An 18159-nucleotide genomic window follows, 5' to 3' on the forward strand; every position below is an offset into this window, starting at 1 on the left:
GGCGCCCTGTCTGCGGGGTTTGTACGGGGCGGGGCGGACGCGGGCGCCGGTCAGGTCGCGATGAGGACCGCCATGACGGCGAAGAGGGCGGCCACGAGGACCACCACGACCAGGATCAGCGCCAGGGGCGCCTTCGCCCAGCCCTTCGGGGGGTTGTGGGTCTCGCGGGGGCCGGCGCCCGACATGCCGCCCTCGGCGGGCGGTGTCTCGCCGGGCGGTGCCTGGCCGCCGCCCTCCGGTGCGGGGGTGCGGTCGGGGTCCGGGCCGGACGGGTCGGGCGGGTCGATGTGGTGGGTCATGGATCACGGGTGCGCGGCTCGCGGGGTTTCATGCGCCTTCTTCGGGCACCCGTTCCGGCGCGGGCTGCGGTGGCGGCCCGGCGCCCGCGCGGGTCGGCCCGCGCGGAGGAGTCGTGCGCAGGCACCGTGCCGAGGAGGAGTGCGCCCATGGTCGTGGACCCGCTGTCCGGTTCGCTGTGGATGGAGTACGACCCGGGGCCGGCCCGGCCCGCGCTGGAGGGGGCGGCCGAGGCGGAGGTCGCCGTCGTGGGCGGCGGCGTGGCCGGACTGTGCACCGCGTGGGAGCTGGCGCGGGCGGGGCACCGGGTGGTGCTGCTGGAGGCCGACCGGATCGCGACCGGCGTGACCGGGCACACCACGGCGAAGCTGTCCGCGCTGCACGGCCGGGTGTACGCGGAGGTCAGGTCGGTGCACGGCGCGCGGGCGGCGCGGCTGTACGCCCACTCGCAGCAGCTCGCCGTCGAACGGGTCGCGGAGGTCAGCGAGGAGCTGGGCATCGACTGCGACCTGGAGCGGCTGCCCGCGTTCACGTACACCGAGGACCCCGGGCAGGTGGACGCCCTGCGGGCGGAGGCGGACGCGGCGCTGGAGGCGGGGCTGCCCGCCTCGTTCACGACGCGGACGCCGCTGCCGTTCCCGGTGGCGGGCGCGGTGCGGCTGGAGGGGCAGGCGCAGTTCCACCCGCGCAAGTACCTGCTGGGCCTCGCGGCCGACCTGGAGCGGCTCGGCGGGCGGATCCACGAGCGGACGCGGGTGACGCGGCTGCGGGAGGGCTCGCCGTGCCGGCTGACCACCGACCGGGGCGCCACGGTGGACGCCCGGCACGTGGTGGTGGCCACGCACTATCCGGTGTTCGACCGGTCGCTGCTGTTCACCCGGCTGGAGCCGAAGCGGGAGCTGGTCGTGGCGGGCCCGGTGCCGGCGGACCTCGATCCGGGCGGGGTGTTCCTGACGGAGGAGGGCGGCACGCGGTCCGTGCGGACGGCGCCGACCGGCGACCCGGGACGGCGGCTGCTGGTGGTGACCGGCGAGAAGTTCACGCCGGGCACGGCCGAGGAGGGCGAGGTCGGCGAGCGGTACGCGCGGCTGGAGCGCTGGGCGCGCGAGCGGTTCGGCCCGCTGGAGGTCACCCACCGGTGGGCGACGCAGGACAACTGGACGACCGACCGCGTCCCGTACGTGGGGCGGCTGCACCCCGGGGCGCGGCACGTGTACGTGGCGACCGGGTTCGCCGGGTGGGGCATGAGCGGCGGGGTGATGGCGGGAGCGCTCCTGGCCGCGCGCGTCCGGGGCCGGGAGCCGGCCTGGACCTCGCTGTACGACCCGGTGCGGCTGCGCCCGCTGCGCGAGGTCCCGGCGATGCTGCGGCTCCAGGCGCAGGTGGCCAAGCACTTCGTGGGCGACCGGGCCCCCGGCGCGTACGCCGACTCGGTGGCGGAGGTGCGGCCCGGTCAGGGCGCCGTGGTGCGGGTCGGCGGGCGGCTGCTGGCGGTGCACCGGGACGAGGCGGGCGGGCTGCACGCGGTGGCGGCGCGCTGCACCCACCTGGGGTGCGTGGTCCACTTCAACGACGGGGAGCGGGCCTGGGAGTGCCCCTGCCACGGTTCGCGCTTCGACGTGTCGGGGCGGGTCCTGGAGGGTCCGGCGACCCGCCCGCTGGAGCGTGAGCGGGTGGAGGACGCGGCGGACGGCGTGGACGACGTGAACGGCCCGCAGGGCGGCGGGGCGGGGGACGCGGGCGCCGCCTGAGCGGCGCGCCCGTACGGGCGCCGCGCGGCCCCCGTACGGGCGCGCGGACGGAGAAGAAGGGCGGACGGGGGCGCGGGAGCGGAAGGTGGCGGCGGGGGCCGGGGAAGCGGGCGTGGCCGGGCCCCGCCGCCCGTGGCCGGGTCCGTCCCGTCGCGCGTGGCCGGGCCCCGCCGCGGGGGTGCGGCGGGGCCCGGCCGGGGTGGGGTCGCGGTCAGGGCAGGAGTTCGTCGAGGGCCGCCCTGCCGCCCTTCTCGGCCATCCTGCGCTCGGCCCAGGCGAGGTTCTCGGGGTTGACGTCGCGCCCGGAGGCGAGGACCAGGTCCTCGGCGGTGAACTCGCCCTCGGAGCCGCTGTGCAGGATGGAGTCGGGGCTGACGCCACCCCGCCGGCGGGAGCTCGTTTCGGGTTCTTCGGTCATGCCGCCTCCTTGTTCGTCCGGCACTGGCCATTGTCGCCGCCGGGTGGCGCGCACGCGACCTCAGGAGGGGCCGGTGGCCGCGGGGCCCGCGGGGAACCCTCCGGTGACGGTGGCGGACCGCCCGTCCGCGGCGCCCGCGATGACCGTGAACCGGTCGCCGCGGGCGTCCCGGTCGCCTTCGGCGTGGTTGTACTGGCCGGCGAAGACGTGCCGCCCGGCCGGGACGGTGCGCCCCGCGCCGAGGGTCCAGGTGTAGACGAGCGCGCCGGGCTCCTCCCGTACGGAGACGGCGAAGTGCTCGGCGGGCGGGGTGCGCCAGTGGCCGGTGGAGGCGACGCCACCGGTGCGGGCGACGCGCAGCTCGACGGTGAGCGCCGTCAGGGCGGTGGCGGTGTCGAAGGTGATGTTCGACTGGGCCCAGTAGCGGTTGCTGTGCGGATCGACGGCGCCGCCCCCGCGCAGGAAGCCGTCGGCGGCGCTGGTCGGGGCGGGGGTGACGGTCGGCCGCGCGGGGGGCGGCGGGTCCGCGGGACGGGCGGGGACCGGGGTGTCGCCGGGCAGCAGGGCGCGTACGCCGAGGCCGCCGACCGCGAGGACGCCCGCGACGGCGGCGGTGGCCAGGGCGACGCGCGGCCAGCGCCGGGCGGGCCGGTACCGCCGGCCGGGCGCGGGCCCGGCCATGCCGCGCTCCACCCGGGCCAGCATCCGCTCCCGGTCCGGCTGGTGCGCCTGGGCGGCGTCGCGGAGCGCTCGCTGCAGCTCGTCCACTAGTTCCTTCCTCCGACCAGCTCCGACGCGGCGTCGCGGGTCCCGAGCAGCTGCTGGAGCTGCGCCATGGCCTTCGATGTCTGGCTCTTCACCGTACCCACGGAGACGCCGAGGGTGAGAGCCGTCTCCCGCTCGGACAGGTCGAAGGCGTGCCGGAGCACGACGCAGGCGCGCTTGCGGAACGGCAGGCGGCGCAGGGCGTCCCGCACGTCGACGACGGCCGCCACGTCGGGGCCCTCGGTGTGCTCGGAGCGCTGCGACCAGAACAGCGCGACGCGGCGGCGTTCCCGTACGGCGCTGCGGACGCGGCTGCGGGCGAGGTTCGCGACGACGCCGCGGGCGTAGGCGGCGGGGTGCTGGGCGGCGCGGACGCGGTCCCAGCGGTGCCAGAGGGCGAGGAGCGCGTCGGCGGCGAGGTCGTCGGCCGCGTCCGCCTCGCCGGTCAGGAGGTGCGCGAGGCGGGCGAGTTCGGCGTGGTGGCGCTCGAAGAACGCGTGGAACTCCGCGGTGGCGTCGTCGGCGGACGTGCCCACGGGCGGCCTCCCCCCTCGCGCGGCGTCGCGCTGCTCGCTTCGGTGGTCGTGCCGGCGGTGCCCCGCTCGGCGAGCGAACCGCCGTCCGTCGTCGTGGCTTCGAGACGGCGGGCGATCGTAGCAAGCCCGTTCACCCGATGCGAAACGCGTCCTCGGACGCCCCAACGCGTCCTCGGACGCCCCGCCGGGCGGCCCGCGGCCCGGCGGGCGGGCGCCGCCGCGGCCCTCACCCGCCGGGCCGCCCACCGACCCGGCCCCCGGCGTGCGCCTCGGCGGGCTCAACCGCCGGCCGCCGTGAACCGGACGCGGGCGAGGCGGATTCGCCCGGTCAGGGTGATCCGCAGGTCCCGGACCCCGGCCGCCGTGAAGGGGATCTCCAGCGCGGTGTACGCGTACGGGCCGCCGGGCACCGCCGCCTCGGCGCGGACCGGGCCGGGTCCGGTGCCCTCCGCCGCGCCGGCGAGGACGACGGTGCCCGTGCCGGACACCTCCACGGTGGCCGTCCGCACCCCGGCTCCGAAGTCGCAGGCCCGGTAGAGCAGTTCTCCCGGGCCGGTGCCCACCGGGGTGACGCAGTCGCCGGAGGCGCGGTCCCGGTCGGCGATCTCCGTGCCGCCCTGCTCGTCGTAGTCGGCGGCTTCGAGGCCACGCTCCAGGACGGGGCGCGGCGCGAGCGCCGGCCCATCGACGCGCAGCCGCGCCTCCAGCCGCGGATCGGCGCTGGACGCCGCCGCCTCGACCGCGTACACACCCGGCTCCACCGTCCAGCGGCCGGCCGCGACGTCCCAGAACCCCAGCGCGTCGAGGGGCACCGCGAACTCCAGCCGCCGCCCCTCGCCCGGCGCGAGGTGGACGCGGCGGTGCGCGGCCAGTGCGCGGTGCGGGCGCGGCACCGAGGGGGCGAGCGCGCGGACGTACACCTGGGCGACCTCGTCGGAGGCGGCCGGGCCGGTGTTGGTGACGGTGAACGCGACGTGGACCGTGTCGCCGCGCCGCCGCGCGTCGAGGCCCGCGTAGGCGAAGTGGGTGTACGTCAGGCCGTGGCCGAACGGGAACAGCGGCCGGCCGTCGAAGTACAGGTAGGTCTGGCGGGCGCCGATCACGTCGTAGTCGAAGAGGTCCGGCAGGTCGGCGTCGGCGGCGTACCAGGTCTGCGGCAGCCGTCCGGCCGGGGAGACGTCCCCGGCGAGGACGCGGGCGAGCGCGGCGCCGGCGGCCTGCCCGCCGTGGGCGGTCCACAGCACGGCGGGGAGCGCGGCCGCCGCGTCGGGGATCGCGTAGGGGTAGGAGGAGGCGAGGACGAGGACGGTGCGGGGGTTCGCGGCGCGGGCGGCGCGCCAGAGCCGGTCCTGGGACTCGGGCAGGGCCAGGGTGGTGCGGTCCTCGGTCTCGCGGCCGTTGATGTGCGGGTCGTTGCCCGCGACGACGACCACGGTGTCGGCGGACGCGGCGGCCGCCGCGACCTCGTCGGTGCCGCGGCGGACCGTCTCGACGGTGAGGACGGCCGGGGCGGGCCCGCCGTCGGCGGCAACCTTCGCGCCGTCGGCGGCGACGCAGAGGTGACCCCCCGTCCCGAGGTGCCGGAGGAGGTGGCCGTCGCCGTGCGGTTCGAGCCGGAACGTCTCCCGTACGACCCAGCCGCCCGGCCGGTCGGCCGAGGCCCGTACGCGCCCGTCGTCCGCGACGGAGAGGTACCGCCCGTCGGGGGCCCGCAGGGTGAGGACCCCGCCGCCCCAGTCGGTGAGGGCGAACACGGTGCCCTCGCCGTCGGCGGTGAGCGGCGGCAGGTCGGTGCGCCCGGCGAGGAGCGCCGGGTCGAGGGCGCCCTCGGAGCCGGGCGCGGGCGCCGTCTCGGCGGCGCCGCCGGAGTCGGGGACGCGCAGCAGCCCGGCGGCGCAGCGCAGCCGTACCAGGTCGGCGCCCTCGGCGTGGACGACCAGGTCGGCGCCGAAGCGCTCCCGGATGCCGTCGAGGGGGGTGGAGCGGTGGAGGAGGGCTCCGCTGTACCAGTCGAGCTTGCACGTGTCGGCGAGCGGGCCGACGACGGCGACGCGCCGCCCGGCGGCCGGGTCGAGGGGCAGGACGCCGTCGTTGACGAGGAGGACGGCGGCCTGTTCGGCGGCCTCGCGGGCGAGGGCGCGGTGCTCGGGGGTGTCGAAGGCGCCCGTGCCGGCGTGCGGGTCGAGCTCCGGGTCGAACTCGCCGAGCGCGAAGCGGACGTGGAGGTGGCGGCGTACGGCGGTGTCGACGTCGGACGGGTCGAGCAGGCCGCGGTCGAGGGCGCCGCGCAGGCGTGCGGTGGTCCGCGAGCCGTCGGTGCCGTGGTCGGTGAAGCTGTCGACCCCGGCGCGCAGGGCGGCGGCGGTGGCCTCCTCGTGGGTGGCGAAGTAGTGCTGGGAGTCGACGAGGTTGCTGGGCGCGCCGGCGTCGGAGCAGACCAGCAGCTCCTGGCCGGTCCAGGTGCGCAGCTGCTCGCGCAGGTGGGGCGAGAGGTGGTTGGGGCGGCCGTTGACCAGGTTGTAGGCCGGCATGACGCCGGCGACGGCGCCCGCCTCGACGGCGGTGCGGAAGGCCCGCAGGTCGTACTCGTGCAGGACGCGGGGGCGGACGGAGGCGGAGCGGGTGTCGCGGCCGGTCTCGTTGTTGTGGGCGAGCCAGTGCTTGAGGACCGGGGCGGTGCGCCAGTACACGGGGTGGTCGCCGCGCAGGCCGCGGGTGTACGCGGTGGCGAGGGCGGAGGTGAGGGCGGGGTCCTCGGAGTAGCCCTCCTCGTTGCGGCCCCACAGGGGGTTGCGCAGGAGGTTGACGGTGGGCGCCCAGACGTTGAGCCCGACGCGGTCGTCACGGGCGCGCATGGCCCGGGCCTCGCGGGAGACGGCTTCGCCGACGCGGCGGACGAGCTCCTCGTTCCAGGTGGCGCCGAGGCCCACGGCCTGCGGGAAGACCGTGGCCGGGCCCATCCAGGCGACGCCGTGCAGGGCCTCCTGTCCGGTGCGGAACGCGGCCAGGCCCAGCCGGTCGACGGCGGGGGCGAACTGGTGGAGCAGGGCGAGGCGCTCGTCGGGCGCGAGCCGCCCGAGCAGGTCGTCGACGCGCTGGTCGAACGGGAGCCGCGGGTCGCGGTAGGGCGGCCGGTCTGCGGTCACGTGGGGTTCCCCTCGCGGATGGTCTGGAGGCCTTCTTTCGAAGCGCTTCGATGCTCGAACCCGCCCCCCTCGGGTGTCAAGGGAGCGCACGTCGCCATGTCGTCCACTCCCGCCCCGGCGGGTCTGGTGGCCGGAACGGGGGTCGCGGCGAATCTGCTCGGCGACCCTTGTGCGGCCGGTGGCGTTCACTTAGCCTCGCTGCAACATCGAAGCGCTTCGACAGGGAGTGCGGTCGTGAACGCGGCCGTGCCGGTGCACCGCTTCGGTCCCCGCACGTCCCGTCCCGGACACCGCGGCCGACGGCGGACACCGCCGCGTGTCCCGGCGCGCCACGAAGGGTTGACGCAATGACGCCGAACTCCCCCGCACTCCCCGCGCCCGGCCCCGGCACGGGCCCCGTCCCCGGCCCGGGGCGCGGCGCCGGTCCCGGCCGGCGGAGCTTCCTGGCCTCGACGGCGGTGGCCGCCGCGGCGGCTGCGGGCGGCCTGCCCCTGCTCGCCGCCTGCGGCGGGGGCGCACGGGAGCAGCGCAAGGAGGGCGCCACCTCGGGCAAGGACGCGGCGGGCATCCTTCCCGCCTACGTGCCGCGGGAGATCGTGAAGCCGGACATCCCGGCGAGGAACGGCTCCTCGGCGGGGTTCACCACCGCCGTCGCGCCGGAACGGCTCAGGACCTCCGTGCCCCGCAGGCTCGGCAAGGGCGGCACGGTGCGGATCATGGCGCCGCTGTGGGGTTCGCCGCCGCCGGGCGGCAACGCCTGGTACCGGGCGATGGACGAGGCCATCGGCGTGACGACCCGCTGGCAGAACCAGGACGGCAACACCTACGACGAGAAGCTCGGCGCCGTCCTGGCCTCCAGCGAGATACCGGACGTGGTGGTGGTGCCCGGCTGGAACCTCACCGGCAGGATCCCCGGCGCGGTGAACGCCAAGTTCGCCGACCTCGGCCCCTACCTGTCCGGCGACCGGGTCAAGGAGTACCCGAACCTGGCCGCCGTACCGACCGACGCCTGGCAGCGGGCGATCTTCGGCGGCGCCCTGCGCGGCATCCCGATGCCCGCCTCGTACGTCGTCAACATCGTGCCGTACTACCGGCAGGACCTCTTCGAGGAGCGCGGTTACCAGGTGCCCGGCAGCGCCGGCGAGTTCCTGGCCTGGGCGAAGGAGGCCACCAGCGCCAAGGCGAAGGTGTGGGCCTGCGACGACATGAAGTGGACCGCGTTCCACGCCTTCGGCGTCCTGCCCGGCAGCGACCGGGCCCTGTGGTGGAACACGGTCGACGGCAGGCTCGTCAACCGGGTCGAGACCGAGGAGTACCTGGAGGCCCTGGAATGGGTCCGCAAGCTGTACGCGGCGAACGTCGTGCACCCGGACGCCAGGGCGCAGAACCAGGGGGACGCCGGCAACCGCTTCACCTCCGGGCAGGTCCTCGTCTACAACAACGACCTGTCCCACTGGTACGTCAAGAGCGTCGAGCAGGCCGGGCAGAACCCGGACTTCCGCATGGGCGGGATGGACATCTTCGGTCATGACGGCTCCGCGCCCCGGCTGTTCGCCCAGCAGCCGGCGAACATGTTCACCTTCGTCAGCGAGAAGGCGCCCGAGCCGGTCGTCCGGGACTTCCTCGCCGTCGCCGACTTCTGCGCGGCGCCCTACGGCACGAGGGAGCGCCTGCTCACCGACTACGGCGTGGCGGGCGTCCACCACACGCTGAGCGGGGGCATGCCGGTGAAGAACGACACCGGGCACCTCCAGGTGACCGGCGCGTTCGACCTGGTCGGCGACCCCGCCCCGTACCTCGCGCACCCCGACCGCCCGGACCTGGTCAAGGCGCAGGTGGAGTGGCAGCAGCGGATGGGCGCCCACACGGTGAAGACCCCCTTCTACGGACTGACGGTCACCGAGCCGAGCCGCTGGGCCAACCTCGCCGACGACTTCGAGCAGCTGGAGGACGACGTGGTGCGGGGCCGCAAGAAGATCGGCGACGTCCAGCAGGCGGTGTCCGAGTGGCGGAGCAGGGGCGGCGACCGGCTCCGGGACTGGTACCGCGGGCTGCTGGACGACGCCGGCTCCGCGGCGAACTGACACACCGAGCGCGAGGAGGGACCCGTGTCGCAGCACAGCACGGTGCCGGAGGGCCGGCCCGCGCCGGGGGACGGCGCCGCACAGGAGGGGGCGCCGTCCCCCGGCGCGGGCCCCGGACCGGACGGCGGCGGCGGACCGGACAGCGGTCCCGGACCGGACAGCGGCCCCGGACCGGACGGCGGCGGCCCAGGTCCCGGACCGGGCTCGGAGCCGGGCCCGGCCGGCGGCGCCGTCGTGCCGGCCGACCGGGGCCGGGACGGGTACCGGAGCCGCGCCCGCGACCGGGGCCGGGCCCGCGACCGCGAGGGAGGCCGTCAGGGCCGGGCCGGCCCGCGCGCCCGGCTGCGGCGCGACCGGGCGCTGGTCCTCATGACGCTCCCGGCGCTCCTGCTCGTGCTGGTCTTCAGCTACGTGCCCGTGCTGGGCAACGTGGTCGCCTTCCAGGACTACGACCCGTACCTCAGCGAGAACGGCTTCACCGCCATGCTGGAGAGCCCGTGGATCGGGCTGGAGCACTTCGAACGGCTCCTGTCCGACCCGGCGTTCTGGCGGGCGGTGGAGAACACGCTGGTGCTGTTCCTGCTCCAGCTCGTGCTGTTCTTCCCGGTGCCCATCGGCCTCGCGCTGCTGGTCAACAGCGTCGTCCGGCCCCGGGTGCGGGCGGTCGCCCAGGCCGTCCTGTACCTGCCGCACTTCTTCTCGTGGGTACTGGTCGTCACCGTCTTCCAGCAGATCCTCGGCGGCGCGGGCATCATCGCCCAGACGCTGCGGCGGTACGGCGTCGAGGGCTTCGACCTGATGACGGACCCCGGCTTCTTCAAGATCCTCGTGACCTCCGAGGGCGTCTGGAAGGACGCCGGCTGGGGCGTCGTCGTCTTCCTCGCCGCGCTGTCGGCGGTCAGCCAGGACCTGTACGAGGCGGCGGCCATGGACGGCGCCGGGCGCTGGCGGCGCATGTGGCACGTGACGCTTCCGGCGCTGCGCCCCGTGATCGCCCTGCTGCTGGTGCTGCGCGTCGGCGACGCGCTGACCGTGGGCTTCGAGCAGCTCCTCCTCCAGCGGGACGCCGTCGGCCCCGACGCGGCGGAGGTACTGGACACGTACGTCTGGTGGAACGGCATCCGCAACCAGGACTTCGGGTACGCGGCCGCCGCCGGGCTCGTCAAGGGCGTGGTCGGCCTCGGCCTGGTCCTCGCGGCGAACAAGGCCGCCCACCTCATGGGCGAGCAGGGGGTGTACCGGAAGTGAGGCGGAAACGACGCGGGGGCCGGGCGGCCCCGTCCCGCCCCGTCTGGGAGGAGGAGCCCCGCAGGGCGGGGCTGGCCGCCAAGGGGATCGTGCTCGCCGGGGCGTGCCTGGCGATCCTCTTCCCGCTGTGGATCGTGGTCGTCACGAGCCTGTCGTCCCGCCGGACGATCGACGAGGCCGGCGGTCTCGTCGTCGTGCCGCGGGACATCACCTTCGTCGCGTACCAGGAGCTGCTGGGCGGCGGGCAGGTGCAGCGGGCGGCGCTGGTCAGCGTGGGCGTCACCGTCGTCGGCACGCTGTTCAGCATGGCCGTGTCGGTGCTGTGCGCCCACGGCCTGTCGCGGCCCGGTTCGGCGGGCCACCGCTGGATCCTGATGACGCTGCTGGCCACCATGTTCTTCGGCGCCGGGCTGATCCCCACGTACCTGCTGGTACAGGCGCTGGGGCTGACCGACACCTATCTGGCGCTGATCCTGCCGAGCGCGGTGAGCGTCTTCAACATCCTGGTGCTGCGGGCGTTCTTCATGAACATCTCGCCGGAGCTGATCGACAGCGCCCGCATCGACGGCGCCGGGGAGCTGCGCATCCTCTGGCGGATCGTCATTCCGCTGTCCCGGGCGGTGCTCGCCGTGATCGCGCTGTTCTACGCGGTCGGCTACTGGAGCGCCTGGTTCAACGCCTCCCTGTACCTCTCCGACCAGGACATGATGCCGCTGCAGAACGTCATGATCCAGATCGTGCAGAAGCAGGAGCCGCCGACCGGGCTGGCCCAGATGGTCAGGACCGGACAGCTCTCCCCGCTGGCGGTGCAGATGGCCGTGATGGTGCTGGCGCTCGTCCCGGTCGCGGTCGCCTCCCCCTTCGTGCAGAAGCACTTCAGGAAGGGGATGCTCACCGGCGCCGTGAAGGGCTGACCGGCCGCGGTCCGGCCCCCGGGGACCGGCCGCCCCTTCCTTCCCCTCCCCCCCCGTACCGGTGCCTGCCGGGGTGTGATCACCCCCCGCCCCGGCAGGCGCCGCCTCTCCCGCCCCCTCACAGAGACCGAGGCATGCCATGCGCCCCTCCCCGCCGAGCCGGCGGTCCGTCCTCGGCGGCGCCGCCACCGCCGCGCTCGCCGCCGCGTCCGCCGCCGCCCACGCCGCCCCGCGCGAGGCGCCCGGCCCGCCGCCCCACGCCCCCGAGCCGGGCGCGGCGGACCGGCCGGCGGGCGGCTCGGCCCCCTACCGCTGGCGCACCGCCGTGATCGGCGGCACCGGCTTCGTCACGGGCGTGCTGTTCCACCCGGCCGTACGGGACCTCGCCTACGCCCGCACCGACATCGGCGGTGCCTACCGCTGGGACGGCCGGGGCGCCCGCTGGATCCCGCTCACCGACCACCTGGGCTGGGACGACTGGAACCTGCTGGGCGTCGAGGCGATGGCCGTCGACCCCGCCCACCCCGACCGGATCTACCTGGCGCTCGGCACCTACACCCAGCCGTGGGCCGGCCCCGGCGCGGTGCTGCGCTCCGACGACCGGGGCCGGACGTGGGCCCGCACCGACCTGGACGTGCGGCTCGGCGCCAACGAGGACGGCCGGGGCACCGGCGAGCGGCTGCTGGTCGACCCGCGCGACCCGGCGACCCTGTGGCTGGGCACCCGTCACGACGGGCTGCTCGTCTCCCGCGACCGGGGCGCCACGTGGGCCCCGGCGCCCTTCCCCGCCACCCCCTCCGCGACGGGCCAGGGCGTGACCCTGCTGGCCGCCGCGGGCCGGACGGTGTACGCGGGCTGGGGCGACGGCGGGGGCGCCCTCTACCGCACCGCGCCCGGCGGCGGCTGGGAGGCGGTGCCGGGCCGGCCGGGCGGCCCGTCGGCGCGGGTGCCGGTCCGCGCCGCGTACGACGCGGGGACCCGTGCCCTGTACGTCACGTACGCCGACGCGCCCGGCCCCAACGGCCAGACGGACGGCTCGGTCCACCGCCTGGACACGGCGACCGGGACGTGGACCGACGTGACCCCGGTCCGGCCGGGCCCCGGCGACACGTTCGGGTACGGCGGGGCGGCCACCGACCCGCGCCGTCCCGGCACCGTCGTCGTCTCCACCAACAACCGCTGGGGCCCGGTGGACACCCTCTTCCGGTCGACGGACGGCGGCGCCACCTGGACGTCCCTGAAGGACACCGCCGTGTTCGACGTGTCCGAGACGCCGTATCTGGCGTGGGGCGCCGAGCGGCCCAAGTTCGGCTGGTGGATCCAGGCGCTCGCGCTCGACCCGTTCGACTCCCGGCACCTGGTGTACGGCACCGGCGCGACCCTGTACGGCACGCGCGACCTGCGCCACTGGGCGCCGGAGGTCCGGGGCCTGGAGGAGAGCTCGGTGCGCCAGCTCCTCTCCCCGCCCTCGGGCGGTGCCCACCTGCTCAGCGGGCTCGGCGACGTCGGCGTGATGTACCACGACCGCCTCACCGCCTCCCCCTCGCGGGGCATGGCCGCGAACCCGGTGTTCGGCACCGCCACCGGCCTGGCCCTGGCGCCGCTGCGGCCCTCGTACGTGGTGCGGTCCGGATGGGGCGACCACGGCAACGGCGCGTACTCCACCGACGGCGGGCGCACCTGGACGCCGTTCGCCGCCCAGCCCGCCCCCGCCCGGCAGGCCCCCGGCCCGATCGCCACCGGCGCGGACGGCCGCGTCCTGCTGTGGTCCTTCGTCCACGGGGACGGCACCCGCTCCGCCACCCACCGCTCCACCGACGGCGGCGCCCACTGGACCGAGGTCCCCACCTTCCCCGCGGGCGCCGCCCCGGTCGCCGACCCGGTCGACCCCCGGCGCTTCCACGCCTACGACACCGCCGCCGGCACCCTGTACACCAGCACCGACGGCGGCGCGACCTTCAGCGCCACGGCGACCGGCCTGCCGTCCGGCGACGTCCAGTACCGGATCGCGGCGGCGCCCGGCCGCAGCGGCGACCTGTGGCTCTCCGCCAAGGACCACGGCCTGTTCCGGTCCGTGGACGGCGGGCGCGCCTTCGCCCGGACGGCCGGCTGCCGGGCCTCGTACGCCCTGGGCTTCGGCCGGGCGGCGCCCGGCGGGGACGGCTACCCGGCGGTGTACCAGACCGGCACGGTGGGGGACGTGACGGGCGTGTACCGCTCCGACGACGCCGGGCGGAGCTGGGTCCGGATCAACGACGACGCCCACCAGTGGGGCTGGACCGGCGAGGTGGTCACCGGCGACCCGCGCCGCTACGGCCGGGTCTACCTCGGCACCAACGGCCGCGGCGTCCAGTACGGCGACCCGGTCTGATGCCCGCGCTCGGCGACGCCACCCGGGGCCGGATCCTCTTCGGCGGCGACTACAACCCGGAGCAGTGGCCCGAGGAGACCTGGGCCGACGACATGCGGCTGATGAGGGACGCCGGGGTGAACTCGGTGACCGTCGGGGTGTTCTCCTGGGCCCGCATCGAACCGCGCCCCGGCGTGCGGGACTTCGGCTGGCTCGACCGGCTGATGGACCTGCTGCACGCGCACGGCGTCGGCGCGGTGCTGGCCACGCCCACCGCGTCGCCGCCGCCGTGGCTGGGCGCCCGGCACCCCGGCACGCTGCCCCGCGACGAGGACGGGCGGACCGTCTGGTGGGGCTCCCGCCAGCACTTCTGCCCCAGCTCGCCCGTCTACCGCTCGCACGCGGCGGCGATCACCGGGGACCTGGCGGCCCGGTACGCCGGCCACCCGGCCCTGACGATGTGGCACATCGGCAACGAGTACGGCACGCACTGCTGGTGCGACGAGACCGCCCGGCACTTCCGCCGCTGGCTCGCCGCCCGCCACGGCACCCTCGACGCGCTCAACGAGGCGTGGGGCACGGCCTTCTGGTCGCAGCGGTACGACACCTGGGACGAGGTGATCCCGCCGCGCCGCGCCCAGTACCTGCGCAACCCGGCGCACCTGCTGGACTTCCGCCGCTTCACCTCCGACGCGCTCCTGGAGTGCCACCGGGCCGAGCGGGACGTCGTCGCCCGGCACACCCCGCACATCCCGGTCACGACGAACCTCATGGCCTTCTGGCAGGGGCTGGACGGCTGGGCGTGGGCCGCCGAGGAGGACGCCGTGTCCGTGGACGTCTACCCGGACCCGAGGGACCCGCTCGGCGGCCAGTACAACGCCCTCGTCGCGGACCTGACCCGGTCGCAGGCGGGCGGCGGGCCGTGGATGGTGATGGAGCAGGCCGCCGGCGCGGTCAACTGGCGGGACGTCAACGCACCCAGGCCGGCCGGCCAGAACCGGCTGCTGTCCCTCCAGGCCGTGGCGCGCGGCGCGGACGCCGTCTGCTACTTCCAGTGGCGCCAGTCCCGGCAGGGCGCCGAGAAGTTCCACTCCGCGATGGTGCCGCACGCCGGGGAGCACGGCCGCGCCTTCCGGGAGGTGAAGCGGATCGGCGCCGAACTCGCCGCGCTGGGCCCGGAGGTCGCCGGCACCCGGGTCGCGGCGGACGTGGCGGTGCTGCACGACTGGCACGCCTGGTGGGGCACCCTGCAGGAGGGGCGGCCCTCGCGGGAGGCGGAGTACCCGGAGGTGGTCCGGGCGTGGCACCGGGCCCTGTGGGAGGCCGGCCTCACCACGGCGTTCGCCCACCCCGGGCACGACCTGCGCGGCTACCGCATGGTGGTGGCGCCGCAGCTGTACCTGCTGCCGGACGCGGCGGTGGAGAACCTGGCCGCCTACGTGCGCGGCGGCGGCACGCTCGTGTGCGGCTTCCTCACCGGGACCGCCGACGCGCACGACCGCATCCGGCCCGGCGGCATGGACGAGCGGCTGCGGGCGCTGCTCGGCCTGCGCACCCTGCACGCGTGGTGGCCGCTGGAGCGGGGCGAGAGCGTCGAGTGCGACGGCTTCACCGGCACCGTGTGGTCGGAGGAGCTGGAGGCCGCCGACGCGGAGGTGGTGGCCGCCTACCGGAGCGGGGAGACGGCGGGGCTCCCGGCCGTGCTGCGCCGGGGCGGCGCCTGGTACGTCTCGACGCTGCCGGACCCGGACGGGCTGCGCGGCCTGCTGGTGCGGGCCGCCGCCGGGGCGGGCGTGCGCCCGGTGCTGGAGGGGCTGCCGGCCGGGGTGGAGGCGGTGCGGCGGGGGCGGCTGCTGTTCGTGCTGAACCACGGGCGGGAGCCGGTCGAGGTCCCGGTGCCGGGTGCCTTCCGCGACCTGCTGTCCGGTGCGGACGTGGCGGGCGCGCTGCGGCTGGAGCGGTACGGGGTGGCGGCGCTGCGGGAGGCGGGGGCGTGACGCCGGCGTGGGGAGGCCCGCGGCCGGCGGACGGGGCGGGGGCGGACGGGACGGGCGCGGGGGCGGGCGAGGCGGGCGCGGGCCGGGCGGGCGCGGGCCGGGTCGCCGCGCCGCCGGGCGGGGGCGCGGCGGGGACGGGCGGGGGCGCGGCGGGGACGGGCGGGGGTGCGGCGGGCCGGTGGCCGGGCGGCGCGGACGCCGGCTCGGTACGCACCGGCTCGGGCGGTGGCTCCGCCGACGGGAGCGGCACGGGAACGGACCCGGCGGGCGGAGGGCCGGAGGGCGCGGACCCGTTGGACCCGTTGGGCGGAAGCCCGGACGGCGCGGACCCGGCGGGCGCGGACCCGTTGGGCGCGGACCCGGCGGGCGGGGGGCCGGTGCACGGGACGTGGGAGGCGGAGCCCGCGGCGCGCTGGGAGGACGCGTTCCTGAGCGGCAACGGCCGCCACGGCGCCCTCGTCCACGGCGATCCCCACGACGAGCGGGTGATCGTCACCCATCACGCGCTGGTGCGGCCCGTACCGGCCGCGGACACCCGTCCTCCCCGGCTGGCCGGACGGCTCGCGGAGCTGCGGGACCGGCTGCTGGCCGGGGACACGGCGGCGGGCGACGAATTCACGGACGGGCGTCCGCTGCGCTGGGTGGGCTCCTTCCACCCGGCGTTCGCGGTGCGGGTGCGCCGGGGCGGGGCGCCACCGGGGCCGGGCGGTGTGCCGGGCTACCGGCGGGAGGTGGCCTTCGCGACGGGCGTGGTCCGGGCCTCCGGCGGAGGCCGGGAGAGCCGGGTGTTCGTCTCGCGCGCCGACGACGTGGTCGTCCAGTACGTCACGGGCGGGCCCGCCGTCACCGGGATCCGCCTGGACGCGGACCTGCCGGGCGCGCCGCCCGGCCTGGCCGTACGGCACGGCGCCGCGCCGCTGCCGGGCGGGGCGCTGCTGACGCTGCGGGCCCGCCACCCGGAGGGCGGCGGCGGGTACACGGGGGTGGCCCTCGTGGTCGTGGACGGCGGCGAGGCGGAGCCGGTGGGCGGCGGGGCGGCGCCGTCCGGCGCCACGGCCGCGCCGGACGGCGGGGGCGTACGGCTGCGGGGCGCCGTGCGCGGGGTGCTGGTGCTGACCCGTGTGCACCGGCACGCCGGGACATCGGACGCGCAGGACGTGCCGGCCGAGGCGGCGCGGCTGCGCGCCCTGCTGGAGGGCGCCGAGGGGACCGCCGCGGGGTACGCCCGGCTGCTGGCCCGGCACGAGGAGGCGCACCGGGCGGCGTACGAGCGGGTCGTCCTCGACCTGGGCGGCGAGAGGGCCGAGCGGGCCATGCCGGGGAGCGCGCTGCTGGCCCGCCGGCGCGGGGCGGCGCTGCTGGAGCGGCTGTTCGCGGCGGGCCGCTACCACCTGCTGTCGGCGAGCGGGATGCTGCCGCCCCGGCTGGTGGGGCTGTGGACCGGTGACTGGGACACCGCCTGGTCCGGGGCGTTCACCACCGACGCCAACCTGAACCTCCAGACCGCGTCGGCACCCGCCGCCGACCTGCCGGAGGTGGTGGAGGCGCACGCGGCGCTGGTGTACGGGCAGCTGGACGACTGGCGGGACAACGCGCGGGCCGTGTTCGGGGCGCGCGGCGTGGTCGCCCCGGCCCACACGGACGGCGTGTCGGGACACTCGTACCACTTCCAGCGCGCCTACCCGCTGCACGTGTGGACGGCGGGCGCGGACTGGCTGCTGCTGCCGCTCCTGGAGCACGCCGAGACGACCGGGGAGACCGACCGGCGGCTGGTGGGCGCGCTCGCCGAGGTGGCGCGGTTCTACGAGGACTTCCTGACCCGGACGGGCCCCGACGGGCGGATCGTGGTGGTCCCGTCGTACTCGCCGGAGAACCGCCCCGCCGGCGCGGGCCGGGTCACCGTCAACGCGACGATGGACATCGCCGCCGCCCGCCACGCCCTCACCGCGGCGGCGGCGCACCTCCCCGCCGACGCGGAGCGGCTGCGGGCACTGGCGGCCCGGCTGCCCGCCTACCGGGTCAACGGCGACGGGGCGCTCGCCGAATGGGCCTGGCCGGGCCTGAACGACACGTACGACCACCGCCACCTCAGCCACCTGTACCCGGTGTGGCCGCTGGGCGAGGTCAACCCGTACGACACCCCCGGCCTGGCGCGGGCCGCGCACCGGGCGCTGGAGCTGCGGGGCGCGGAGAACGACTCGGCCCACGGCCATCTGCACCAGGCGCTGGTCGCGGCGCGGCTGCGGGACGCCGGGCGGGCGGCGGGGTCGCTGCGCCGGGTGCTGGAGGGGGACTTCTTCCACGCCTCGCTGATGAGCTCCCACTATCCGCGGCGGCGGGTGTACAACGCGGACGCGGCGCACACCCTGCCGGGCCTGCTGATCGAGCTGCTGGTGCAGTCGGCGCCGGACCGGCTCGTGCTGCTGCCCGCGCTCCCGGCGGGGTGGGCGCGGGGCGCGCTGCGCGGGGTGCGGACCCGGTTCGGCGCGCGCGTGGACCTGCGGTGGCGCGACGGGAGCTGCACCGCCGTGGTCCGGCCGTCGAGGACCGCGCGGATCGACCTCAGGACCCCCGCCGGGGGCCGGCCGCTGGCACTGACCGCCGGTGAGGAGCTGGTGCTCACCCTGGGCACCGGATGACCGCCGCTCCCCCT

General features: G+C 76.9%; 12 protein-coding genes. 7 read left to right on the forward strand and 5 right to left on the reverse strand.

Annotated features, from left to right (window positions below):
- Positions 1 to 50: 50 nt before the first annotated feature.
- Positions 51 to 299 carry a DUF6480 family protein gene (locus CP974_RS00735; RefSeq protein WP_069975106.1) on the reverse strand — a complete coding sequence of 83 codons (249 nt, stop codon included), beginning with the start codon at positions 297 to 299 and terminating at the stop codon, positions 51 to 53.
- 147 nt (positions 300 to 446) lie between these two features.
- Here CP974_RS00735 and CP974_RS00740 point away from each other — a divergent pair, with 147 nt between their 5' ends.
- Entirely contained in the window at positions 447 to 2048 is a 1602-nt protein-coding gene (locus CP974_RS00740) for an FAD-dependent oxidoreductase (RefSeq protein ID WP_085921615.1), read from the forward strand.
- A 211-nt stretch (positions 2049 to 2259) separates the two neighbouring features.
- Here CP974_RS00740 and CP974_RS00745 read toward each other — a convergent pair whose 3' ends face one another.
- From CP974_RS00745 to CP974_RS00760, 4 genes are all read right to left on the reverse strand, one after another.
- Positions 2260 to 2466: a hypothetical protein gene (locus tag CP974_RS00745; protein WP_069975108.1), complete on the reverse strand. Its 207-nt coding sequence runs from the start codon at positions 2464 to 2466 to the stop codon at positions 2260 to 2262.
- Between the two features lie 60 nt (positions 2467 to 2526).
- Complete coding sequence (locus CP974_RS29380; RefSeq protein WP_085921616.1) at positions 2527 to 3234, reverse strand: hypothetical protein; 708 nt, start codon at positions 3232 to 3234, stop codon at positions 2527 to 2529.
- The gene (locus CP974_RS00755) at positions 3234 to 3767 is read right to left on the reverse strand and encodes a SigE family RNA polymerase sigma factor (RefSeq protein WP_085921617.1); all 534 of its coding nucleotides are present in this window, start codon (positions 3765 to 3767) and stop codon (positions 3234 to 3236) included. The genes CP974_RS29380 and CP974_RS00755 overlap by 1 nt, the downstream gene beginning before the upstream one ends.
- A gap of 278 nt (positions 3768 to 4045) precedes the next feature.
- Positions 4046 to 6913: a glycoside hydrolase family 3 C-terminal domain-containing protein gene (locus CP974_RS00760; protein WP_085921618.1), complete on the reverse strand. Its 2868-nt coding sequence runs from the start codon at positions 6911 to 6913 to the stop codon at positions 4046 to 4048.
- Positions 6914 to 7260: 347 nt separating this feature from the next.
- Here CP974_RS00760 and CP974_RS00765 point away from each other — a divergent pair, with 347 nt between their 5' ends.
- The 6 genes from CP974_RS00765 to CP974_RS00790 all read left to right on the forward strand — a co-directional run bounded on the left by CP974_RS00765 (position 7261) and on the right by CP974_RS00790 (position 18145).
- Positions 7261 to 8997 (forward strand): extracellular solute-binding protein, encoded by a 1737-nt coding sequence (locus CP974_RS00765; RefSeq protein ID WP_079139972.1) that lies wholly within the window; start codon positions 7261 to 7263, stop codon positions 8995 to 8997.
- A gap of 24 nt (positions 8998 to 9021) precedes the next feature.
- Positions 9022 to 10245, forward strand: a complete 1224-nt coding sequence (locus CP974_RS00770; RefSeq protein ID WP_223844669.1) for an ABC transporter permease — start codon at positions 9022 to 9024, stop codon at positions 10243 to 10245.
- A complete protein-coding gene (locus CP974_RS00775; protein WP_069975113.1) occupies positions 10242 to 11159 on the forward strand; it encodes a carbohydrate ABC transporter permease in 918 nt (305 codons plus the stop codon). The genes CP974_RS00770 and CP974_RS00775 overlap by 4 nt, the downstream gene beginning before the upstream one ends.
- A 139-nt stretch (positions 11160 to 11298) precedes the next feature.
- Positions 11299 to 13530, forward strand: coding sequence for a sialidase family protein (locus CP974_RS00780; RefSeq protein WP_150485762.1), 2232 nt, complete (start codon positions 11299 to 11301; stop codon positions 13528 to 13530).
- Positions 13530 to 15506 carry a beta-galactosidase gene (locus tag CP974_RS00785; RefSeq protein WP_150485763.1) on the forward strand — a complete coding sequence of 659 codons (1977 nt, stop codon included), beginning with the start codon at positions 13530 to 13532 and terminating at the stop codon, positions 15504 to 15506. The genes CP974_RS00780 and CP974_RS00785 overlap by 1 nt, the downstream gene beginning before the upstream one ends.
- 377 nt (positions 15507 to 15883) lie before the next feature.
- Positions 15884 to 18145, forward strand: coding sequence for a glycosyl hydrolase family 95 catalytic domain-containing protein (locus CP974_RS00790; protein WP_085921294.1), 2262 nt, complete (start codon positions 15884 to 15886; stop codon positions 18143 to 18145).
- The last annotated feature ends 14 nt before the right edge of the window (positions 18146 to 18159 follow it).

The organism is Streptomyces fradiae ATCC 10745 = DSM 40063 (genome assembly GCF_008704425.1).
Classification (GTDB): domain Bacteria; phylum Actinomycetota; class Actinomycetes; order Streptomycetales; family Streptomycetaceae; genus Streptomyces; species Streptomyces fradiae.